Here is a 21986-nt window from a genome sequence, read left to right as displayed (position 1 = left end):
GGTCTCGTGCCGTCCGCGAACCCCGACGAGAAGGCCGATCGGATCCTGCGCGACGTGGAGGCCACCGTCGTCGCCGCGGGCGCGAGTGCCGCCGCCTCGTACGCCGCGTACCGCTACTTGAATTCGCAGGCCGCCCACGCCCGAAGAATCATCCCGCGCCGAACTGACAGCCCGCCCAACGGCGACGGCGTCTACTACCCCGACGGCCGCGGGCCGGTGCCGTACTCGCGCGAGATCGACGTCGACCTGCACCTGGCGATGTACGGGGATTCGACGGCCGCCGGGCTCGGCGTCGACACCGCCGAAGAGACGCCGGGCGTGCAGATCGTGCGCAACCTGGTCCGCGAAACCGGCAAGGCGGTGCGCTACAGCAACAAGGCCATGGTCGGCGCGACGTCGAAGGGTCTGGCCGCCCAGATCCACGCGTCGCTGATCACACGGTCGCGTCCCGACGTGGCCGTCATCCTCGTCGGAGGTAACGACGTCACCGCGGTGAACCGGATCCGGTTGTCGGCGCGACGCCTCGGCGACGCCGTGCAACTCCTCGTCGACGCCGGCTCGAAAGTCGTCGTCGGAACGTGTCCCGACCTCGGCGTGGTGACAGCGATTCCGCAGCCACTGCGCTGGGTGATCCGGCAGTACAGCCTGCGACTCGCCGCAGCCCAGCGCTCTGCGGTGCGCGCGCACGGCGGTCGAGCGGTCCCGATGGCCGACGTGCTCGCCAAGGAGTTCCTGGCCCGTCCCGAGCACATGTTCTCCCCCGACAACTACCACCCGTCCGCGGCCGGGTACGCGCTTGCCGCGAGCATCCTGTTGCCCGAGGTGCTCGACGCCGTCGGCGAGTGGGGCGGCCCACTGCCGACCCCACCCGAGGTGTCCGAAGCGGTCGAGTCGCGCCGCCTCATCAACCGCATCCGCCGATTGCTGCCGTCTCCTGCCGCGCACTGAAGCCGCCGGAGTAGGGTGACCGACATGCCTGAAGCAGTCATCGTCGCCCATGCCCGCTCCCCCATCGGCCGTGCCGGGAAGGGGTCCCTCAAAGACGTCCGTCCCGACGAGCTGAGCCGCCAGATGGTCGCCACCGCGCTCGGAAAGGTCCCCCAGCTCGACGTCGCCGACATCGACGACATCCACTGGGGCATCGGCCAGCCCGGCGGCCAGGGCGGATACAACATCGCCCGCGTCATCGGCGTCGAGCTCGGCCTCGACCACGTGCCCGGCGTGACCGTCAACCGCTACTGCTCGTCGTCGCTGCAGACCACGCGCATGGCGTTGCACGCCATCAAGGCCGGCGAGGGTGACGTGTTCATCTCCGGTGGTTGTGAGAGCGTCTCCTCCTTCGGGATCTCCGGCGGCGCCGACGGCGCGCCCAACTCGAAGAACCCCGCGTTCGACGAGGCGCAGGCCCGCACGGAGAAGGACGCGCAGGGCGGCACCAAGTGGCACGACCCGCGCGAAGACGGCCTGTTGCCCGACGTGTATATCGCGATGGGCCAGACCGCCGAGAACGTCGTCACCTACACCGGTATCTCCCGCGAAGACCAGGACCGTTGGGGCGTGCGTAGCCAGAACCGCACCGAAGAGGCCATCGCCAACGGCTTCTTCGCCCGCGAGATCGACCCCATCACGCTGGCCGACGGCACCAAGGTGACCGCCGACGACGGCCCTCGCGCCGGCACCACCTACGAGAAGATCTCGCAGTTGCAGCCGGTGTTCCGCCCCGACGGCACCGTCACCGCCGGTAACGCCTGCCCGCTCAACGACGGTGCCGCCGCACTGGTCATCATGAGCGATACCAAGGCCAAGGAGCTGGGCCTGACTCCGCTCGCGCGCATCGTCGCGACCGCGGCCACCGGACTCTCGCCGGAGATCATGGGTCTCGGCCCGATCCAGGCCGTGCGCAAGGTTCTGCGGACCGCCGGGATGTCGATCTCCGACATCGACCTGTTCGAGATCAACGAGGCGTTCGCCGTCCAGGTACTCGGGTCCGCGGCGGAGCTCGGCATCGACCACGACAAGCTGAACGTCTCCGGCGGCGCGATCGCGATCGGCCACCCGTTCGGCATGACCGGCGCTCGTATCACCACGACGCTGCTGAACAACCTGCAGACCCACGACGGCACATTCGGCATCGAGACGATGTGCGTCGGCGGTGGCCAGGGCATGGCAATGGTGCTCGAGCGCCTGAGCTGATCTGCTCGACCTACGAGAGCGGCCCCGAGGATTTCTCCTCGGGGCCGCTCTCTTGCCAATTGCTAGTCGCTCTGGAAGTAGCTCAGCAGGCGCAGGATCTCGACGTAGAGCCAGACCAGGGTGACGGTCAGGCCCAGGGCCACGCCCCACGCCGCCTTCGACGGAGCGCCGGCGTGGATGAGGCGGTCGGCCTGGTCGAAGTCGATCAGGAAGCTGAAGGCCGCCAGGCCGATGCAGACGAGCGAGAAGATGATCGCGACCGTGCCGCCGTCGCGCAGCGCACCCGGCTCACCGGTGAACAGGCTGATCACGAAGTTGCCGAGCATCAGGACGACGACGCCGATGATGCCGGCGATCAGCATGCGGGTGAACCGCGGCGTGACCCGGATCGCGCCGGTCTTGTACACGATGAGCATGCCGAAGAACACGCCGAACGTGGCGAGGACCGCCTGGCCGATCAGAAGTCCGGCATCCTCGCCGCCGACGACGACGTTGGCGAAGATGTGGGAGATCGCGCCGACGAACAGGCCCTCGAAGGCGGCGTAGCCGAGCACGATCGCCGGGTTGTCCTGCTTGCGCCCGAAGGAGGCGACGAGGACCAGGACGAGACCGCCGATCATGCCGACGAGCCACAGCGGCATCGCCAGCGCCTCGTTGGTCTGGATGAGGGCGTAGGCCGCGATCGCGACGGCCGTCAGCACGCCCAGCGTGATGCCGGTCTTGGTGACGACGTCATCAATGGTGAGTGCGCGACCGGCGGGCGCCGGTGCGTAGGTCGGCTGTCCGTTCGCATCGAGGATGACGCTCTGCGCGCCGGCCGCCATCTGGCCGAAGCCGGCATACGGCGCGGCTTTCTCGTTATCGCGGACCACGCCGCGCATCACGGGGTTGCTGGACTCTCGCACAGCAGGCTCCTTAGTAGGTTGTCGGGAAGCTCGGTGGCTCCATCATTACGTGCAACGCTTGAGGGCGCCGGACAGTTCCAACTTTACCTTTTCTTGACTATTCCGCGTGTTCACGGTGGGCAGCGCGGGTGTCGCGGACAAACGCCACGAAGTCCGCGCCGTCGGCCTTCTCGCCGACGGCTGGCAGCAGCGCGTTGCCGAGACACGCCGCACGCAGGACAGATTCGGCGACCTGAAGATCGTCGCCCCACGGCAATGCCGGTTTGGCGATCATCAGCGACGCGACGCCGTGCGCGACCGTCCACATCTGCATCGCCATCTGTAGGACGCTCACGTCGTCGTGACCGGGCGGGCCCGGCGGGAACCAGCCGAGGTCGACGAGTGATCCGACGGCACCGGCGAGCCGTCCGAACGCCGTGGTCTGCAGGGCCTCGTCGACCATCGGCGTCCCGTCGTCACCGGGGTTGCCGAAGGCGAACCGGTACACCGCCGGGTTGTCCAGCGCGAACCGCACGTAGGTCATCCCCATGGCCAGGGTCCGGTCCAACGGGTGCTCATGCTGGTCCTCCGCGTCGCCGAGCGCAACATCGAGCCGCTCGAAGTATCGGCCGCAAACCGAGTCGAGTAGCGCTTCCTTGTCGGCGAAGTGCAGGTAGATCGCCGGCGGCGTCACCCCGACGGCCTCGGCGACGGCGCGCACCGACACCGCGTCGGCACTGTCGTGCTCCGCCAACAGCACCATCGCGGCGTCGATGATCTCGCCCCGCAGCTGCTCTCCCGATCCGCGCGAGGACCGGGGGCGCGGCGCCATCATGCCCGGACCCTCACGATTCCGACAGCCCGATCTTGTCGTGCAGCTTTCGCAGCGGTGCCGGCGCCCACCAGTTGAACCTCCCCGCCAGCCGCATGAACGCCGGTACCAGCAGCATGCGGATCATCGTCGCATCCATCAGCACCGCAATGGTCAGGCCGAGGCCGAACATGCGCATGAACGAGACCTGCGAGGAGATCATCGCGCCGAACACGATTGCCATCAGCAGTGCCGCGGCGGTGATCACCCGACCCGTGCTCGCGAGGCCGAACGCGACGGCGTGGTCGCTGTCGGCGCGCGTCCGCCCGGACTTGAGCCATTCCTCGCGGATGCGGCCAAGGAGGAACACCTCGTAGTCCATCGAGAGTCCGAACGCGACGCAGAACATGAGCATCGGGATGGACGCGACAATGAACCCGGTCGATGTCGTCCCCAATGCGCCGAAGTGGCCCCACTGGAAGATCCAGACCAGCGCGCCGAACGCTGCCGAGAGCGACAGCAGATTAAGCACCAGCGCCTTGAGTGGCAGCACGATGCTGCCGGTGAAGAGGAACAACAGAATGAACGTGGTGACCGCGATCCACAGCAGCACCCACGGGATGTGCTTGAGCATCGAGCTCACCGCGTCCTCGGTCGACGCGGCGATTCCCGCGAACTTGGCGTCGGCACCGGCGGGTTTCTCGACGTCGCGCAGACTGCTCAGCAGGTCCTTGCCCGACGATGCGAGTGGATCGGCATCGTTGGCGACGGTGAGCACGCGATTGTCACCGCGGTAGTCCGTGGACTGGCGGGGCGCTACTGCGCGCCCGTTGGAGAACACCGCGTCGGGGCTGGTGACCGCCCCGACGCCGGCGACCGCGGAAAGCCGCTCGGCGTAGGCGTCGACGGCCTCGCGCGACGACCCGGTGACGACGACAGTGACCTCGTTGCCGAGCTTGTGGGCGTAGTCGTCGCGAATCTCGTTCATCGCCGCGCGTGCTGACGACGACGAGGGCAGGACCCGGTCGTCGGGGAAGCCCATCTTGATCGACAGGAACGGAGCACCCAGGATCAGCAAGACCAGTGTGGTGAGAACGGCGACCGGCGCGGCGCGTTTGAGCACCCACTGCACGAAGCGGTACCACCATGACTCCTCGACCGGGACAAAGGATCGCACCGGTCGGCCGAACAGGCGGCGCACCGGTTTGCGCAGGTCCAACGAATCGATCCGGTCACCGAGGACCGCGAGCAACGCCGGGGTGATGACCAGTGAGCCCAGCAAGGCGATAGCGACGACGGCCAGCCCGGCGTAGGCGAACGAGCGCAGGAAGTACATCGGGAAGATCATCAGCCCCGAGAGCGACAGTCCGACGATGATGGCCGAGAACGTCACTGTGCGTCCCGCGGTCGCCATCGCGCGGTGGATGGCCTCCGGTCTCGACAACCCTCCGGCCACTTCTTCTCGATAGCGCGTGACGAGCAGGAGCGTGTAGTCGATCGCCAGGGCCAGGCCCATCGCCGTCGCGAGGTTCATCGTGAAGATCGAGACGTCGGCGAACAGGGCGAAGAGTCGCAGGATGGCCAGTGTGCCGATGATGGCGAAGACCCCGACGACGATCGGCAGCGACGCGGCGATCACACCGCCAAACACGAAGATCAGGACCAAGAAGCTGATCGGGATGGCGATGCCCTCGGCGATGGCGAGGTCCTTGGACACCTGAGCGTTGATGTCGGTGTACACCATGCCCTGGCCGGTGGCGGTGATCCGCACACCGTCGCGCTCCCCCGCGTACCGGGCGGCGAGGTCCTCGGCGTGCAGCGGCGCCTCGTTCTCACCACCGGCGAGCGGGATGATGATCAGCGTCGACTGCTTGTCCTTGCTGATGAGGTTCTTCGCAGCCGCTGGCTCGGTCCAGATCGATAGCAGTGGGTCGAGCACGAAGTCGTACTCATTGAGGTCTTTGACGAGCTCTTGACCGATCCGGGCGACGACCGGGTCGGTGGTGACGTCGCGGTCGGGGGCATCGATCTTGAGGATGAGTTCGATCGCGCTACGCTCGTACTCCTTCTCCAAGACCTTGCCGGCCTGCGCCGACTCGGTGTGGGGGTCCTCGAACCCGCCCGACAGCAGGTGGCTGGCAACGCCGCCACCGTAGATCCCGAAGAGCACCAGCAGTGCGAGGGCGCCCACGAGGACGGCTTTCGGTGCAGCAAGCACGGCGTTGGTCAGTCGTTCCACGAGTAGCCTCCCCAGTCGGTTATCGACGTTAAGTTATCGCCATTAACCCAGGGCGTCAATCATTTCGGTGCAACTTGCTTCGGAATTGGTCAAACGCCGTCCACAAGCAAGTGGAACGTGTTCTACTTCACGTATGGCGACAGATACCGACAACACCGACGGGCCCCTCCCCGGTAACTCCGCGGAGATGGCCCGTCCCTCCGCGTCTCGACTGGCCCCGGAGACGATCGCTCCGGCGCTCGCCGAGTGGCTCACCAGCAAGGCCGGTTCGCCGGCCACCATCACCAAGGTCAGCCCGCCCGACGGCAACGGCATGTCGAGCGAGACCGTCATCGTCGACGCCGAGTGGGACGGACAAGAACACCCCCTCGTCGTGCGCGTGGCACCGTCCCCGGAGAGCGATCCCGTCTTCCCCGAGTACGACCTCGACAACCAGTTCCGACTGATGGACTACGTCGCGAAGACGACCGACGTCCCAGTGCCCCCGCTGTACTGGAGCGAGCCGTCGGAAGAGGTCATCGGCGCCCCATTCATCGTGATGGGACGGGTCGACGGACTCGTGCCCCCCGATGTCCTCCCCTACACCTTCGGCTCATGGATGTCGGAAGGCACCCAGGAGGACCGTCGAAAGCTGCAGCAGGAGACGGTGCAGGTCCTCGCCGATATCCATGCCGCCCCCCTGCCCGCGGATCTACTCGAGGCGCCCTACGAGGGCGAGACCGCCCTGGCGGCGCACATCCGCCGGGCCAACGAGTTCTACGCATGGACCACCCGCGACCGGCCCGGCTCGCCCCTCATCGAGCGCGCCCTGATCTGGGTGCGCGACAACATGCCCGCCACCCACGACTCCGTGTTCAGCTGGGGCGATGCGCGCATCGGCAACGTCATCTACCGCGATTTCAGCCCCGTCGCCGTCCTCGACTGGGAGATGGCCACACGCGCGCCGCGTGAGCTCGACGTCGCCTGGGGCATCGCCCTGCACCGCTTCTTCCAGGACATCGCCGGCATGGCCAACCTGGAGGGCATGCCGGAGTTCTGGGACCGCTACGACGTCGAAGCGGCCTATGCGGAGGCCAGCGGAGTGCCGCTGCACGATATGGACTTCTACATCACCTACGCGACGCTGTACTACTCGATGGTCCTGTTCCGCGTGCAGTGCCGCGCCGTCGAGTTCGGCCAAGCCGAAGAACCCGCCAACCCCGACGACAAGATCCTCAACCAGGCGACGCTGCGAGCCATGCTCGACGGCACGTACTGGGACGGGGTCGGAGGAAACAAATGATCACTGCCGGTGACGAGTACCCCATCCACCAGGCTGCGCTGCCCATCGCGTGGCCGACGCAGTCGGACCGCAACTTCTACGACCGGTCCTACCTGTGCGCGCACGACCGCAGCGGCGAGATCTTCGTCGTGTTCGGCCTCGGCCACTACCCGAACCTCGGGGTGAAGGACGCGTTCGTCCTGGTGCACCGCAAGGTCGGCGACAGTGACACGAACACCGCCGTCCACCTGTGCGACGCGATCGACGGCGACCGCTTGAACCCGCGCGTGGGCCCGTTCGCGATCGAGGTCGTCGAGCCGTTGAAGACGCTGCGGCTGACCCTCGAGGAGACCGAGGGCATCGAGCTGGACATGACGTGGAACGGACTGTTCGACGTCGTGCAGGAACAGCGTCACCTCATGCGCCAGGGCACCCGCGTCACCCTCGACGCACAGCGGTTCGCGCAGGTCGGATCGTGGTCGGGCCGGCTCGTCGTCGACGGTGAGGAATTCATCGTCGACCCGGCGACGTGGATCGGCACCCGCGACCGCTCGTGGGGCATCCGCCCCGTCGGCGAACCCGAGAACCCCGGCCGTCCCGCCGATCCGCCGTTCCAGGGCATGTGGTGGTTCTACCTGCCGATGGCCTTCGACGACTTCGGCCTCGTGATGATCATCCAGGAGGACCCCGACGGCTACCGCACGCTCAACGACTGCACGCGCGTGTGGCGCGACGGCCGCGTCGAGCAGCTCGGCTGGCCGCGGGTGAAGATCCACTACCGCTCGGGCACCCGACTGCCCGTCGGCGCGACGATCGAGGCCACCGCGGCCGACGGCTCGCCGGTGGTCATCGAGGCCGACGCCCAGTGCGCCACCCCGCTGCACATCGGCGGCGGCTACGGCGGCGACCCCGACTGGGGCCACGGGCAGTGGAAGGGCGAGAACTTCGTCGAGCGCGTCACCTACGACCTGACCGATCCCGCGGTCAACGGGCGCGCTGCATTCGGCGTCATCGACCAGGTCGGACACGCGGTGTGCCGCGAGGCCGACGGCACCGAGCACGAGGGTTGGGGCATGTTCGAGCACGGCAGCTTCGGCCTGCACCGTCCGTCGGGCTTCAACGACTGGGGTGACGTCGCGCCCTGACATCAGCAAAGTGCCGAGCCGTACTGTCAAATACCGACCGTGGGGCTCGGCACTTCGACGTCCGACGTCTTTCAGTTGCCACTCTCCTCATGTTAGCTAAGCTGGACTAAGTCACCTGCTGATGGACGGAGGCGCCGATGGAAGTCGGGATGCACCAGGCAAAGACGACGCTGTCCGAGTTGATCAAAAAGCTTCACGAGGATGACCACGTCGACATCGTGATCACCAGGTCGGGACAGCCGGTTGCGCGGCTGATCCGCTACGAACCCCTCGTCGCACCGCGCACCCCCGGCCGGTTGGCCGGGAAGATCACCATCACCGACGACTTCGACGCCACGCCCGACGAAGTCATCGAGGCCTTCTACCGGTGAGCGGTTACCTCCTGGACACGCATGCGTTGGTGTGGTGGCTGGCCGACGATGCACGGTTGCCGGCAACCGCGAGGGAAGTCATCGCCAACCCCATGAGTCGAGTATTCGTCAGTTCCGCGTCGATCTGGGAGGCAGGGATCAAGCGGGCCCTGGGAAAACTCGACTTGGCAACCGACGTTCCACTCGCCGAGATCGCCAACGACGAGGGCTTCGACCCCCTGCCGATTACGCACGATCACGCCGCTGCCGCGGCCGACCTGCCACCGCACCACCGCGACCCGGTCGACCGGATGCTCGTCGCACAGGCGGTGCACGAGAACCTCGTACTGGTGTCCGGCGATGAGCAGGTGGTGCGCTACGACGTGCCTGTGATCTGGTCGGGCTAGGCCGGCACTTATTCGGTCGATCGTTACCTTCTCCTGGTAACAATCCACCGAATAGATGCCGAGCAGAACCTCGACGCAGCGCTATTGGCCCTCGGCGAGCGGGCCGACGAAGCGATAGCGCGCACAGACGAACGCCTTGTTGCGCCCGGTCTCGAGGAGCTCGAAGTCGTAGCGCCGCGGCAACAACGGTCGTCCCGTGCCGAGGACAACCGGGGCAATGCACACGAACATCTCGTCTAGCAGCCCTTCGTCGGCGAACTGCCCCACGAGGTCGCCACCGCCGACCACCCACAAGTCCTTTCCACCCGCCGCGGTCACCATCTCGTCGTAAACCGGGCGCACGCTGCCCAACGCGAAGCGGATATCGGCGTCGGGGAACGGTTCGAGGTCGCGGGACGTCATCACCCAGGCGGGCATCTCGTACAACCACTTCTCACCCGAGCTCTTGAGGTACTCGACGATCCACTCATAGGTCGTCGAGCCCATCACGATGGCGCCGATGCCGGCGATGAACCCGGGGTACGAGCCGTATCCCTCCGCGTCGATCTCCTGGCGAAGAAGCCATTCGAGCGAATCGTTCGGGTCGGCGAGGAACCCGTCCAGCGTCGTCGCCGCGTAGTAGTGGACCTTTGTCATCTGCCGATCTCCTCCGTCTGACACGTCGGGAATAGCACGCGCCCACCGTTCGTTGCAACGGTCAGATAGTTCAAATTTGAGCTATTCTGGAACCCCGAAGGGAGACCACAATGCCTGCTATCACCGCAGATACGTTGACGCTGGCCCGCTTGACCGAGCCGGGCCCGGGCGCCGTCGACCGCACCGTCACCTCGATCACCACCGGTCCACGCGGCCACGAGGGCGAGGGCTTCCCCGTCGTGCGCGCGTTCGCCGGCGTGAGCAGCGCCGCCCTCGACCCGTTCATCCACATGGACCAGATGGGCGAGGTCGATTACGAGCCCGGCGAGCCCCGCGGCACGTCGTGGCACCCGCACCGCGGATTCGAGACGGTCACGTACATGATCGACGGCCGCTTCCAGCACCAGGACTCCACCGGTGGCGGCGGCCTCATCGAGAACGGCGCCACCCAGTGGATGACCGCCGGTGCAGGAATCCTGCACATCGAGACACCCCCGGCCGAGCTCGTCGAGTCCGGCGGCTTGTTCCACGGCATCCAACTGTGGGTCAACCTGCCCGCCAGCGACAAGTTCCTGGCACCGAAGTACCAGAACCTCGAGGGCGCCGGCCTGGCGCTGGTGTCCTCCCCCGACGGCGGGGCGCTGATCCGCGTCATCGCCGGTGAGATCGACGGTCATCAGGGCCCGGGGTCGACGCACACGCCGATCACCTTCGCCCACGCCACGATCGAGCCCGGCGCAAGCGTCACCGTGCCGTGGCGGCCCGACTTCAACGGACTGGTCTACGTGCTGTCCGGGCGCGGCACGGTAGGCGCGGATCGCCGCCCGATCCATCAGGGCCAGCTCGCCGTGTTGGGCAAGGGCGACACGATCACCGTCGCCGCGGAGTCGAGTCAGGATTCCCACCGGCCTGCGATGGAGGTGCTGTTGCTGGGCGGTCAGCCCATCCGCGAGCCCGTCGTCGCGTACGGCCCGTTCGTGATGAACACCCGCCAGCAGCTCGTCGAGGCGATCGAGGACTACCAGGCCGGACGCCTGGGCCAGATCCCACCGGACGCGCTGATGCCGCACGTCGTCGGATAGCCCGACGATGAGTCCCGATCCGCGCTGGGCGGCATGGCAGCCGTTCATCGAGACGTCGGTGCAGATCCAAACCCTTCTCGACGAGGATCTGCGCCGGCGTCACGGCCTCGCACTGGCCGACTACCAGGTGCTGCTACTCCTCTCTCACGCCCCGCAGCATCGGCTGCGGATGGGCGAGATCGCCGACGCGATGGTCTTCTCGTCGTCGCGGCTGTCGTATCAGATCGACAAGCTGGGCCGCGCCGGACTGGTGCGGCGCGAGCGTGCCGACGCCGATCGGCGCGGCAACTTCGCCTGCCTCACCGACGTTGGCATGACGGCGCTGAGCGCTGCCGCCGACGACCACCTCGCGCTGGTGCAGACGTTGTTCGTCGAGAAGCTCTCCCCCGACGACGGGCGGGCCCTACTCGCCATTCTGAGCCGACTCTCCGGCGGCGGCGGTGCACAGTGATCACCGTCCATCGCGGCGCCCAGCGCCACCATTGGAACAACGAGTGGCTCGACTCGTGGCAGTCGTTTCCCGCGACCGGGAACTACGACCTCGCCGGCAACGCGCACGGCGTCCTGATGGTCAACAACGACGACACCATCGACCCCGGCGAGGGTCTCGACCGTGCAGATGTGGGTCGCCCCCGACACATCAGGACTCTCTCCCGGCTATGCGGAAGCCGATATCACCGACCTTCTCGTCGACGGTGCGCTGGTCGCCGCCGCGTCGGGACGTCCGGGCGTCGACGCCGCCGTCACACTGGCGAACCGCTTCGCGACGCTGCACGTCGCGCGCCTGACACCCGGGCAGCGCGTCACGCTGCCCGCCGCGCCCTTCGGCCACCTCTACCTGCCCACCGGCCGGATGACCGTCGCCGGCATCGACGCTGAGTTGGAAGCCGGCGACGCACTGCGACTGACCGCCGAAGCCACCACCGAGGTAGCCGCGATCGAAGCATCTGAAATGCTCTACTGGGAGATGCACGCGGCGCTGTGATCGTGTGCTGATGCACAGCCTCGATCCGGAAGACTCATGCGCGCCTACTTCACGACCCTCGCCGTGGCGGCCACGGTCCTGTTCTCTCTGGTCCTGCCCCCGGCATCGGCTCAAGCCAGCGGTCGCTGCGGCAACCACGCGTGGTGTAACACCACCTTGAGCCCCGAACGCCGCGCTGATCTGCTGTTCGCCGCTATGACTCCCGACGAGAAGATCGACCTGCTCGGCGGCGACCGCATCACCTCCGTCGCGGTCGAGGGCGAGCACACCGGCGTACAGAACGGGATCCCACGGTTGGGCGTTCCCACGATCTACTACAGCGACGGCCCGGTGGGTCCGCGCCAGGGCAAATCGATCGGCCTGCCCGCCCCGCTCGCGCTGGCCGCAACATTCGATCCCGACCTGGCCCGCACGCACGGTCGCGTGGTGGCGACCGAAGCCAAGTTCAAGGGCAACGACGTCGTGTTCGCCCCGACCGTCAACATCGCGCGCACCCCGCTCGGTGGCCGGACCTTCGAAGGCTACGGCGAGGATCCGCTGCTGACCTCGCGCATCGCCGTTGCCTGGATCAAGGCGGCCCAGAACACCGGCGTCATCGCCAACGTCAAGCACTACGCGGCCAACAACCAGGAGGGTGTCGACCTGGCCGGCGGCGAATTGGTGGCCCGATCGCCGTTCGGCTTCGGCCTAGAGGGCAGCCGCATGGTGCAGAACTCGATCGTCGACAGCCGCGCGCTGCGGGAGATCTACCTGCCCGCGTTCGAGGCGGCGGTCAAAGACGCCGGCGTCGGCACCATCATGTGCGCCTACAACCGGGTCAACGGCCCGTACGCGTGTGAGAACAAGGAGCTGCTGCAGAAGATCCTGCGCACCGAGTGGGGGTTCAAGGGCTACACACTGGCCGACTACCTGGCCGCCCACAACACCCCGGGCAACCTGAACAACGGCCTCGACTTCGAGCCGTGGCCACCGCTGGCCTACCAACCCGCGTTCATCAAGGCCGCGTTGGCCAGTGGAGCGGCGCCGGCGAGCACCGTGGACCGGGCCGTCCGCCACATGCTGGTGACCTGGTTCCGGTTCGGGGTGTTCGATAGGCCCGCTTACCGAAACAACGATGCGCAGATCGACAAGCAGGCCGACGGGAAGGCGTCGCAGAAGATCGCCGAAGCCGCAGCCACCCTGCTGCGCAACGAGCGCTCGATGCTGCCCATCTCGACGACGACCCGCTCGATCGCGGTCATCGGATCGCCGGCCACCGAATTCGCCGTCGGCGGCGGATCGGGTGCGGTGAAGCCGTTCACGAACCATTCGATCCTCGACGGCATCCGCGCACGGGCCGGTTCGAAGGTGACGGTGACCTACGACGACGGTCGCGACCATGCGCGCGCAGCGTCACTCGCGCGCCGCGCCGACGTGGCAATCGTCGTCGCCCGCGATGCCTACGGCGAGGGCGCCGACCGAGGCTGTCTATCGCTGCAGTGCCCGTCGCTGTTGGGCAACCAGGATGCCTTGATCGACACGGTGGCACGCGCCCAGGGCAAGACGGTCGTCGTCCTCGAGTCCGGCGGTGTCAGCCTCATGCCGTGGCGCACGAAGGTGCCGGCGATCCTGCAGGCCTGGTACCCCGGTGCGCACGGTGGCCCGGCAGTGGCCCGCGTACTGTTCGGCGACGTCGACCCGAGTGGGCGTCTCCCCATCACCTACGCGGCGAATGAGGGCCAGCTGCCGACGGCGGGCCGTCGGGACCGGTATCCGGGCAGCAACGCCGGATTCGACACCCACTACAGCGAGGGCGTGTTCGTCGGCTACCGCTGGTACGACGAGAAGAACCTGCGCCCGGCGTACCCGTTCGGCTACGGCCTGTCCTACACGACATTCCGGCTGTCCGGACTGTCGGTGACCGGTGGCGGCGACCAGGCGACGGTGCGCGCCATAGTTACAAACACCGGATCGCGTGCCGGCTTTGCGGTCCCGCAGCTCTACCTGGGTCTGCCCTCGTCACAAGGTGTGCCGCAGCCGCCGTCGGCGCTCAAGGGCTTCACCAAGGTGTACCTCCAGCCGGGCGAATCGATGACGGTGAATTTCCCGCTGGACCGCCGCGCCCTGTCGTACTGGAGTACCTCAGCGTCGGGCTGGCGGGTGTCGGACGGGTGCGCCGCGGTCAAGGTCGGGTTCTCCTCGCGCGACTTGCCGCTGCGGAGTGGACTGCCCGTCGGCGCAGGGCGCTGCTGACCGTCGCCACTACTACTGGACAGCCGCGCGATAGCGCGTGGCATTCTTGACCCGCGCCCCCATAGCCCAATTGGCAGAGGCAACCGGCTTAAAACCGGTACCGGTCTGGGTTCGAGTCCCAGTGGGGGCACCGACGAGTTGCGCGGTCGATCCCGACTCGAGGAACGTAACGATCTACTGCTCAGCTGCCGTCACCCGGGCAAACCTGTCGAGATGCGCGTCGGACGTGCCGAATTCGTACTCGATCGCGGTGAGGCGCTTGAAGTAGTGGCCGATCGCCAGTTCCTCGGTCATGCCCATGCCGCCGTGCAGCTGCACGGCGTTCTGCCCGATGAACCGGGCCGCACGGGCGATGGTCACCTTGGCCGCCGACACCGCAGCGGCACGCTGCACGGGCGGATCGTCGAGGGACAGGATCGCCAGGTACTGCGCGGCCACCGACTGCTCGAGCTCGATCAACATGTCGACCATGCGGTGCTGTAGGACCTGGAAACTGCCGATCGGCTGCCCGAACTGTTCACGCGCCTTCGTGTAGGCGACGGTGTCGTCGAGGACCTTGCGCATCAGCCCGACCGCTTCGGATATAACGGCGGCGGTCGCCTCGTCCCACGCCCGCTCGAGCAGCGCGAGTCCGTCTCGGGCGACCAACGCGTCGGCTGGCAGGGCAACCCCGTCGAGCGTCAGATCCGCGGCGGGACGGTCGTCGATCGTGCGTACCACGTGCGACGACAACCCGGCATGTGCGTCGCGCAGCGACAGCAGGAACAGGGCTACCTTCCCGTCGAGCATCGCACTCACGATGAGGTACTCGGCGATGGGCGCCGACGTGACGACGGCCTTAGTCCCGTTCAGGACCCACGAGGAACCGTCGGAGACCGCTGAGGTGGCGATCCGTGCCACGTCGCCGCCGGAACAATCCTCCAGTGCGGCCAGCGCGGACACCGCACCGTCGTCGACGATCCGCCGCGCCGCCTCGAGAGCGGCCGGCGCACCCGTCGCATGCAGCAGACGTGCGCCGAGCACCACCGAGTCGACATACGGTTCGACGACCAGCGAGCGGCCCAGCGCCTCGGTGATCACCATCAGTTCCTCGGCGCCGCCGCCGTCGCCGCCGATCTCCTCGGGAACGACGGCACCGATGACGCCCAACTCGGAATGCAGGGCACGCCACACGTCGGGCTGCCAGCCTGGACCGGTCTTGACTGCGGTCCGGCTGGTCTCGAGGTCGTAGCGGGCATCGAGGAACCTGGCGATGCCGTCAGAGAGCAATTGCTGTTCAGGGGTGAGGGTGAAGTCCATCGGTGTTCCGCTTCGTCACAGACCGAGTGCGGCCTTGGCCAGAATGTTGCGCTGGATCTCGTTGCTGCCCGCATAGATCGATCCGGCACGGTCGTTGAAATAGTGGAGTGGTGCGACGGCCTGCCAGGGCTCACCGCTCACGTAGCCGTCGGTCGGTGGCACGTACTGCGAGATCGGGCCGCCCGGCTTAGTCGCATGTGGTTGGAAGACGCGGCCGTGCGGACCGGCTGCCTCGACACCCAGGGTGGTAATCCGCTGCGAGAGTTCCGTCGCCAGAACCTTGAGCATCGACGCCACCGACCCGGGATCCTTCCCGGTGCTCATCGCCGCCAAGGCGCGGTACTCGAGCACCTCCAACACCCGGGTACGCACCTTGATGTCGGCGAGCTTGGCCGCGAACGGCGGAAAATCCGCCAGCGGCCCGCCGTCCGGGCCGACGACACCGGCGGCGTGCTCACCGAGGCGCTGCGCCATCACCTGCAACGCCGGTGCCGCCGCCCCGCCACCACGCTCGAACACGAGCAGGTACTTCGCGACCGTCCACCCGTCGTCGATCTTGCCCAGCACGTTGGCCTTGGGAACGCGCACACCGTCGAAGAAGACCTGGGCCTGGATCTGCTCACCGGAGGCCATCACCAGCGGCTGGACCTCGATGCCGGGCGACGTCATGTCGACGAGGATGAAGGTGATGCCCTCCTGCTTGCGACCGGTGCGCGACGTCCGCACGAGGACGAACATCCAGTTGGCCTCGGCGGCGTGGGTGGTCCAGATCTTGCTGCCGGTGAGCACGAGGTCGTCGCCGTCCTCGACCGCCGCCATCGACAGCGACGCCAAGTCCGATCCTGACTCCGGCTCGGAGTACCCCTGACAGAAGAAGACGCTGCCGTCGAGGATGCCGGACAGGAAGAAGTCCTTCTGCTCGTCGGTGCCGAACGCGACGATGGCGTAGGCAACCATGCGCAACCCCATCGGCGAGAGCGCCGGCGCGCCGGCAAGGATCGACTCGCGCGCGAAGATGTAGTGCTGGGTCAGCGACCAATCGCATCCGCCGTACTCGACCGGCCACGCGGGGGCCGCCCACCCTCGCTCGTGCAGGATCGCTTGCCACTCCATCGACGCTTCGTGATCGGCGTACACGCTGGTCCGCAGTGTGCCCGCAGCGCGCAGCTCCGGGGTCAGCTTCTCGTCGAGGAACGCCACGATTTCGTCGCGAAACGCCACGTCCTCGTCCGACCACGCCATATCCATGTCGCACTCCATCTGCCAACGGCCATGTTCAGACCATGTCTGAATCTAGGCGACGGCGGGCGGCGATGATTCCAGTACGGTCTTTTAGGTTGCCCTAAGTACCTTGCTAAGGTGCGGTAATGACTTCGCGAAACCGACATTTCCGTCGTGCCTGCACGCCGCTCCTCGCCGTCGCCGTCGCTCTTCCGTTCATTCTCGCCTCCCCGGCGTCGGCCGCTCCGGCATCGGGTTTCACGACGACGACGATCAGCGGTGGGATCACCTCGGGCGGCCAACTCGCCGTCGACTCGCAGCGGCGCGCGGTGTTCGTCGCCGACGGGGACAGCTGGAGCAAGAAGATCAACGGCCGCGTATGGCCGGTGCCGCGGCCGCTGAACCCCAAGATCGCGGTGCTCAATGCCGACACCCGGCGGGTGACCCGCACGATCGACTACCTGCCGCTGCCGGCCGGGTCGATGAACGCCTACGGGGTGAAGATCCCGTCGCCGCAGGTGCCTGCCGGTCTTGCGCTCGACACCCGGCGCGGCCTGATCGTCACGACGAACGCCCAGTCCAACGGCGCGGCGATCGTGCCGATGACTGCGCGCGCCGCCCGACCGTCGGACATCGTGCGGGGCAGCGACGGACCGCTCGCCCACCCGATGGGCACGACCGTCGACCCGGTCACCGGGCTGGCCTACATTGCGGTGTTCAGCCGTGACCTCGTGGCTGTCATCAACCCTGGAACGCGCCAGCAGGTCGGACAGATCCCCGGGCTGTACAAGGCCTCGGTACCGGCAGTCGACGCGCAGCGCCGACGCCTCTACGTCGGCAACGCCGACACCAAGAACAGCCGCGGCGAGCACTACGTCGCCGTCGTGGACCTCACGACCAAGCGTGTGGTCAAGAAGATCGCGACCCCGCAGAACACGCGCCCGAGCGTCGACCCCTCGACGGGGTTGGTGTACCTGACGAGCTTCAAGACGGGTGAGATCGGCGTCCTCGACCCGACGACGCTGACCGTCGGTAAGCGCATCCAGACCAACTCAACGCCGGTGACTCTGGCCGTCGATTCGCGTCGCGGCCTGGGTTATACGTCGAACCTGTTCTCCAAGTCAATCACCGTCGTCGACCTCAATAGCGCGACGGTGCTCACGACGATTCGGACCGCGGGCGAACCGCACACCCCGGCCGTCGACGCTCGCACCGGCACCGTGTTCTTCACCCAGTTCCAGAGCCCCGACCTCATCGTCCTCACTGCTGCACGCTGACCCCGAGTTGTGCGGTCGATCTTTACGCGAAGAAGGTAACGATCGCCCGCGTAGCTCCTAGGACCGGAAAATGCCTTCTATCCTGGCTAGGCTGAACCCGTCCACGTCTACGCACTCGCCGACGTCTGACGCACGAATCGTCGGATGGCGTCGTTCACCTCCTGCGGCCGGTGCAGATTGCTGAGGTGACCCGCGCCGGCGACGACGACGAGTTCGGCGTGCGGAATCGCGGCCGCGAACTCGCGCGCGATCGTCAACGGTGACCGCGCATCGTTCTCACCCCACACCAGCAGGACCGGCACGCTGATCGTCGGGAGCACCTCGCGCAGATCGGCGTCGGCCATCACTGTGAGCTGATTCGCCATCGTCTGCGGGCGGACACCTTTGGGCAGATCTCCGACGTCGATCTGCACACGGACACTCTCGACGCGGGAACGCAGCTCGTCGCCGGGAAGTGATCCCTTCCAGCCCGCGTAGGTGTCCAGCAGGATGAGCGACGCGATGAGCGCCGGGTGACGCCGCCACAGCTCCAGCACGACCGTCCCGCCCCACGAGATCCCGGCGGCATGCACGCAATCCAATCCGAGCGAAACAATCAGCGCGGCAAGACAATCCGCGTATTCGGCGAGTCCGAATCCTTCTGGCACATCGGACGACAAACCCGCCCCGGGTTCGTCCCACGCGACGACGGTGAACTCGTCGGCAAGCCCGGTGATCTGTGGTTGCCAGCCTTTCGAGTCGTCGCCCCCGCCGTGCACCAGCACGATCGGCGGGCCCTGTCCGGTCCGCTGGTATGCGACGTCAAGTGCGCCTATCCGCAAGACCGGCACACGCGAACAGTAGCGTCTGCGACGTCGGCCCGTACTAGCGTCTCGACGCTTCCCAGTCCGCACGGTCGAGACGGTGCACGAGGCAATCGTCGTCGTCGAAGGTCCGTCGCCCGATGACACGGAACCCGAGCCGTTGGTAGAAGCGGTGCGCATCGGTGTTGGAGTTCAGCGGGTCGATGATGATCGCAGTGACCGATGGATCGGCGAAGGCGTCGTCGATGACCTGCGTCATCATCTGAGTTCCGTAGCCGTGGCCCAGCGCGTCGGTCTCACCAATCCAGATGTCGAGAGCACGCAGGTTGGGCTCGACGTCGCCCCAGTAGTGGGTGGGCTCGAGCTGGGGGTCGATGATCTGCATCGCACCGATCGGGCGGCCGTCGACCTCGGCGATCAGGTGGTAACTCACCCCGCTGGCCGCTGCGATCTCCTCCGCCCAGTCGGTGCCCTCGAAAGCCGTGGTGGCGGTCGGGTCGTCGGTGGTGCACGCGATGACATGCGGCAGGAGATCCCACGCTTGTAGGAGCGGAACATCGTGGAGCGTCGCGGGCCGTAGCGTCACCGTCATGATTCGACCGTATCCACACGGTCAAGGAGGTTTCCGCCGACGCTGATGACCACTATGTGGTCACCAGCGTCGGCGCTAACGTAAGACCATGCCGATTGTGCCCATCGACGACACGAACCGCGCCGACTCCAACCGCGTACTGGCCCACGCATTCCGCGATGACCCGATGATCCGCTGGATGATGGGCCCCAGCACCGCTCGCGACGAGAAGGTGTTCGCGTTCCTCAGCCGCTTCCACCGGGCACCAGGCGCGTCTGACCTCTACGTCGACGACGACGGCACGCCCGTCGGCGCGGCCATGTGGAATCCGCCCGGGTACACCGAGAAGGTCAACAAGTGGCTGGTACCGCTCCAGGCGCTCGCAGTGTTCCGCGGCGGGTTCCGTCGCTCTGCCGTCGTCGAGAGCATCTTCCCCAAACTGCACCCCAAGGAGCCGCACTGGTACCTGCCGGCGATCGGTGCCACGATTCAGGGCCGCGGCATCGGCAGCGCGCTGCTGGAGCACCGTCTCTCCCAGGTCAACGGCGTCCCCGCCTACCTGGAGAGCTCGCACCGCGACAACATCCCGCTGTACGAGCGGTTCGGATTCGCCGTCGTCGACGAGATCAAGCTTCCGATGGACGGCCCGCTGATCTGGCCCATGCTGCGTCCCGCCGACGCCTGATGCCCACCGGATCGGGCATAGCACCACCACGAGCGCGTCTGTCGGTGTCACGATCGGAGCCATGACCAAACCGACGACCGTCGACGCCTACCTCACGGGATTCGACGGTGAGACTCGCCAGCGCCTCGAGCGCCTGCGCGCACTGATCACCACGGCCGCCCCCGAGGCGCAGGAGTCGATCGCTTACGACATGCCGGCGTACAAGCTGAACGGCAAACCGCTCATCTACTTCGCGGGATACGCCAAGCACATCGGCCTTTACGCGACGCCGTCGGGCCACGCGGCCTTCGCCGAGGAGTTGTCGCACTACAAGCAGGGGAAGGGATCAGTGCAGTTCCCACTCAACCAGGAGATGCCCTGGGATCTGATCGAGCGCATCGTCGCCTTCAAGGCCGACGAGTTGTCCGCGCGATAACGACGAAGGACTGGCCTCGACCACCTAGCGCACGGACTACCCGGCTTCTCGAGGCAGAAAAGCTGCGTCGCCGAGTTTGTACTCGCGCATGAGCAGGTAGAGCGGCGCGCCGAAGCAGATGCCGACGCCGAAGGTGGCCGGGTAGACCACCCACCACCCGCGGATCTTGTTCTGGTGGGCGTCCCATGCGGCCCAGGTGATGAACGCATTCGCCGTCAATCCGGCATCGGCGAGGATCGCCGCAGCGGGCAGATTGCCGGCCGCCTGCTCTCCGAACTTCTTCCAACTGTCCTTGCCAAAGCCGTTGTCCTTGAAGAACTTCCCGAACATGGCCGTCGGCACGAAGAAGCCGACGACGGTCATCACCCACAGGGTGCGGCGGCGCTTGCGGGCGTGGGAGCTGATCGTTTGCGTCATGCCTGATGACACTAACCGCAACCCCAGCCAGCGGGGTGGGTTCGACCCGCGCAAGTGGCCGAGTGGCTACCGTGGAGTCGTGGACTTCCGCATCTTCACCGAACCCCAACAAGGCGCCAGCTACGACGATCTTCTTGCGGTCGCGCAGCGCACCGAAAGCCTCGGCTTCGACGCCTTCTTCCGCTCCGACCACTACGTCAAGATGGGCGGCGTCTCGGGCCTGCCCGGGCCGACCGACGCGTGGCTGACGCTGGCGGCGCTCGCTCGCGACACGTCGCGCGTCCGCCTGGGGACGCTGGTCACCTCCGCCACGTTCCGCCTGCCGGGCCCGCTCGCGATCTCTGTGGCGCAGGTCGACCAGATGAGCGGCGGCCGTGTCGAGCTGGGCTTGGGCGCCGGGTGGTTCGAGAAGGAGCACGCGGCCTACGGCATCCCCTTCCCGTCGACGGTGCAGCGCTTCGACCGGTTCGAGGAACAGTTGGCGATCATCACCGGGCTCTGGTCGACGCCCGTGAACGAGACGTTCTCCTTCGGCGGCGAGCACTACACCCTGACCGGCTCCCCCGCGCTTCCCAAACCCGTGCAGTCACCGCCGCCGATCATCATCGGCGGCCAGGGCAAGAAGCGCACGCCTGCACTGGCGGCCCGCTTCGCCACCGAGTTCAACGTGGTGTTCCAACCGGTCGACGTCATGACGCGCCAGTTCCGTCGGGTGGCCGACGCGTGCGAGACCATCGGCCGCGACCCGTCGGGAATGGTGTGGTCCACCGGTCTCGTTCTCTGCTGCGGCGCGACCGAAGACGAGTTTCGACGACGAGCCGCCGCGATCGGCCGCGAACCCGAGGAGCTCCGCGAGAACGGTGCGGCCGGAACGGTCGACGAGGTGGTGGCGGCGATCGCGAAGTACCGCGACGCGGGAGCGCAGCGTATGTACCTGCAGGTCCTTGATCTGGCCGATCTCGACCACCTCGACCTCGTCGCCGAACAGGTCGTTCCGCAACTCGGGTGAGGCCTCGATCCACGTGACCCTCACCCGAACCTGGACTCCTCCGTTCCCGGTCGACATCAGGGCG

22 protein-coding genes, 1 tRNA gene and 1 pseudogene are annotated in these 21986 nt (G+C 67.0%); 15 read left to right on the top strand and 9 right to left on the bottom strand.

Features of this window, described 5'->3' with window-relative positions; all coding sequences use genetic code 11:
- The first annotated feature begins 6 nt into the window (after positions 1 to 6).
- Positions 7 to 948 (top strand): SGNH/GDSL hydrolase family protein, encoded by a 942-nt coding sequence (locus B4L26_RS05165; protein ID WP_290716633.1) that lies wholly within the window; start codon positions 7 to 9, stop codon positions 946 to 948.
- 24 nt (positions 949 to 972) lie between these two features.
- Positions 973 to 2193 (top strand): acetyl-CoA C-acetyltransferase, encoded by a 1221-nt coding sequence (locus tag B4L26_RS05160; protein ID WP_290716631.1) that lies wholly within the window; start codon positions 973 to 975, stop codon positions 2191 to 2193.
- 62 nt (positions 2194 to 2255) lie between these two features.
- Here the strand turns inward: B4L26_RS05160 and B4L26_RS05155 are convergent, their stop codons facing one another.
- The 3 genes from B4L26_RS05155 to B4L26_RS05145 all read right to left on the bottom strand — a co-directional run bounded on the left by B4L26_RS05155 (position 2256) and on the right by B4L26_RS05145 (position 6127).
- Positions 2256 to 3098, bottom strand: coding sequence for a Bax inhibitor-1/YccA family protein (locus tag B4L26_RS05155; protein ID WP_290716629.1), 843 nt, complete (start codon positions 3096 to 3098; stop codon positions 2256 to 2258).
- A 97-nt stretch (positions 3099 to 3195) separates the two neighbouring features.
- On the bottom strand, positions 3196 to 3912 hold the full coding sequence (locus B4L26_RS05150; RefSeq protein WP_290716626.1) for a TetR/AcrR family transcriptional regulator: 717 nt from the start codon (positions 3910 to 3912) through the stop codon (positions 3196 to 3198).
- A gap of 10 nt (positions 3913 to 3922) precedes the next feature.
- The gene (locus B4L26_RS05145; protein WP_290716624.1) at positions 3923 to 6127 is read right to left on the bottom strand and encodes an MMPL family transporter; all 2205 of its coding nucleotides are present in this window, start codon (positions 6125 to 6127) and stop codon (positions 3923 to 3925) included.
- Positions 6128 to 6260: 133 nt separating this feature from the next.
- On the opposite strand from B4L26_RS05145, the gene B4L26_RS05140 reads away from it, so the two are divergent.
- The 4 genes from B4L26_RS05140 to B4L26_RS05125 all read left to right on the top strand — a co-directional run bounded on the left by B4L26_RS05140 (position 6261) and on the right by B4L26_RS05125 (position 9290).
- Positions 6261 to 7409, top strand: a complete 1149-nt coding sequence (locus tag B4L26_RS05140) for a phosphotransferase family protein (protein WP_290716620.1) — start codon at positions 6261 to 6263, stop codon at positions 7407 to 7409.
- Complete coding sequence (locus tag B4L26_RS05135; protein ID WP_290716618.1) at positions 7406 to 8533, top strand: hypothetical protein; 1128 nt, start codon at positions 7406 to 7408, stop codon at positions 8531 to 8533. Before B4L26_RS05140 ends, B4L26_RS05135 begins: the two co-directional genes overlap by 4 nt.
- 137 nt (positions 8534 to 8670) lie before the next feature.
- On the top strand, positions 8671 to 8904 hold the full coding sequence (locus B4L26_RS05130) for a type II toxin-antitoxin system Phd/YefM family antitoxin (protein WP_290716615.1): 234 nt from the start codon (positions 8671 to 8673) through the stop codon (positions 8902 to 8904).
- Positions 8901 to 9290, top strand: a complete 390-nt coding sequence (locus tag B4L26_RS05125; protein ID WP_290716613.1) for a type II toxin-antitoxin system VapC family toxin — start codon at positions 8901 to 8903, stop codon at positions 9288 to 9290. The genes B4L26_RS05130 and B4L26_RS05125 overlap by 4 nt, the downstream gene beginning before the upstream one ends.
- A gap of 81 nt (positions 9291 to 9371) precedes the next feature.
- Here B4L26_RS05125 and B4L26_RS05120 read toward each other — a convergent pair whose 3' ends face one another.
- Entirely contained in the window at positions 9372 to 9926 is a 555-nt protein-coding gene (locus B4L26_RS05120) for a dihydrofolate reductase family protein (RefSeq protein WP_290716611.1), read from the bottom strand.
- Positions 9927 to 10036: 110 nt separating this feature from the next.
- Here B4L26_RS05120 and B4L26_RS05115 point away from each other — a divergent pair, with 110 nt between their 5' ends.
- The 5 genes and pseudogenes from B4L26_RS05115 to B4L26_RS05095 all read left to right on the top strand — a co-directional run bounded on the left by B4L26_RS05115 (position 10037) and on the right by B4L26_RS05095 (position 14355).
- Positions 10037 to 11008 (top strand): pirin family protein, encoded by a 972-nt coding sequence (locus tag B4L26_RS05115; RefSeq protein WP_290716609.1) that lies wholly within the window; start codon positions 10037 to 10039, stop codon positions 11006 to 11008.
- A 7-nt stretch (positions 11009 to 11015) separates the two neighbouring features.
- Positions 11016 to 11459, top strand: coding sequence for a MarR family winged helix-turn-helix transcriptional regulator (locus B4L26_RS05110; protein WP_290716607.1), 444 nt, complete (start codon positions 11016 to 11018; stop codon positions 11457 to 11459).
- Positions 11456 to 11993 (top strand): annotated as a pseudogene (locus B4L26_RS05105) (pirin family protein). Before B4L26_RS05110 ends, B4L26_RS05105 begins: the two are co-directional and overlap by 4 nt.
- Before the next feature lie 36 nt (positions 11994 to 12029).
- Complete coding sequence (locus tag B4L26_RS05100) at positions 12030 to 14225, top strand: beta-glucosidase family protein (RefSeq protein ID WP_290716604.1); 2196 nt, start codon at positions 12030 to 12032, stop codon at positions 14223 to 14225.
- Positions 14226 to 14280: 55 nt separating this feature from the next.
- Positions 14281 to 14355, top strand: a tRNA-Leu gene (locus tag B4L26_RS05095).
- A 44-nt stretch (positions 14356 to 14399) separates the two neighbouring features.
- Here the strand turns inward: B4L26_RS05095 and B4L26_RS05090 are convergent.
- The gene (locus tag B4L26_RS05090) at positions 14400 to 15524 is read right to left on the bottom strand and encodes an acyl-CoA dehydrogenase family protein (protein WP_290716601.1); all 1125 of its coding nucleotides are present in this window, start codon (positions 15522 to 15524) and stop codon (positions 14400 to 14402) included.
- A gap of 15 nt (positions 15525 to 15539) precedes the next feature.
- On the bottom strand, positions 15540 to 16772 hold the full coding sequence (locus B4L26_RS05085) for an acyl-CoA dehydrogenase family protein (RefSeq protein ID WP_290716599.1): 1233 nt from the start codon (positions 16770 to 16772) through the stop codon (positions 15540 to 15542).
- A 119-nt stretch (positions 16773 to 16891) separates the two neighbouring features.
- On the opposite strand from B4L26_RS05085, the gene B4L26_RS05080 reads away from it, so the two are divergent.
- A complete protein-coding gene (locus B4L26_RS05080) occupies positions 16892 to 18022 on the top strand; it encodes a YncE family protein (protein WP_290716597.1) in 1131 nt (376 codons plus the stop codon).
- 107 nt (positions 18023 to 18129) lie between these two features.
- On the opposite strand, the gene B4L26_RS05075 is transcribed toward B4L26_RS05080, so the two are convergent.
- Positions 18130 to 18852, bottom strand: a complete 723-nt coding sequence (locus tag B4L26_RS05075) for an alpha/beta fold hydrolase (RefSeq protein WP_290716595.1) — start codon at positions 18850 to 18852, stop codon at positions 18130 to 18132.
- 34 nt (positions 18853 to 18886) lie between these two features.
- The gene (locus tag B4L26_RS05070; RefSeq protein WP_290716593.1) at positions 18887 to 19417 is read right to left on the bottom strand and encodes a GNAT family N-acetyltransferase; all 531 of its coding nucleotides are present in this window, start codon (positions 19415 to 19417) and stop codon (positions 18887 to 18889) included.
- An 88-nt stretch (positions 19418 to 19505) separates the two neighbouring features.
- On the opposite strand from B4L26_RS05070, the gene B4L26_RS05065 reads away from it, so the two are divergent.
- The gene (locus tag B4L26_RS05065; RefSeq protein WP_290716590.1) at positions 19506 to 20081 is read left to right on the top strand and encodes a GNAT family N-acetyltransferase; all 576 of its coding nucleotides are present in this window, start codon (positions 19506 to 19508) and stop codon (positions 20079 to 20081) included.
- A gap of 61 nt (positions 20082 to 20142) precedes the next feature.
- The gene (locus tag B4L26_RS05060) at positions 20143 to 20496 is read left to right on the top strand and encodes an iron chaperone (RefSeq protein ID WP_290716588.1); all 354 of its coding nucleotides are present in this window, start codon (positions 20143 to 20145) and stop codon (positions 20494 to 20496) included.
- A gap of 36 nt (positions 20497 to 20532) precedes the next feature.
- Here the strand turns inward: B4L26_RS05060 and B4L26_RS05055 are convergent, their stop codons facing one another.
- Positions 20533 to 20913, bottom strand: coding sequence for a DUF2834 domain-containing protein (locus B4L26_RS05055; protein ID WP_290716585.1), 381 nt, complete (start codon positions 20911 to 20913; stop codon positions 20533 to 20535).
- Positions 20914 to 20992: 79 nt separating this feature from the next.
- Here B4L26_RS05055 and B4L26_RS05050 point away from each other — a divergent pair, with 79 nt between their 5' ends.
- Positions 20993 to 21922: an LLM class F420-dependent oxidoreductase gene (locus B4L26_RS05050; RefSeq protein WP_290716697.1), complete on the top strand. Its 930-nt coding sequence runs from the start codon at positions 20993 to 20995 to the stop codon at positions 21920 to 21922.
- The last annotated feature ends 64 nt before the right edge of the window (positions 21923 to 21986 follow it).

The sequence above is a fragment of the Gordonia sp. UBA7599 genome, from assembly GCA_002477755.1.
In the GTDB taxonomy this organism is placed as follows: domain Bacteria; phylum Actinomycetota; class Actinomycetes; order Mycobacteriales; family Mycobacteriaceae; genus Gordonia.
Note: the sequence above shows the minus strand (reverse complement) of the source record. Positions and strands in the feature narration are given on the sequence as shown.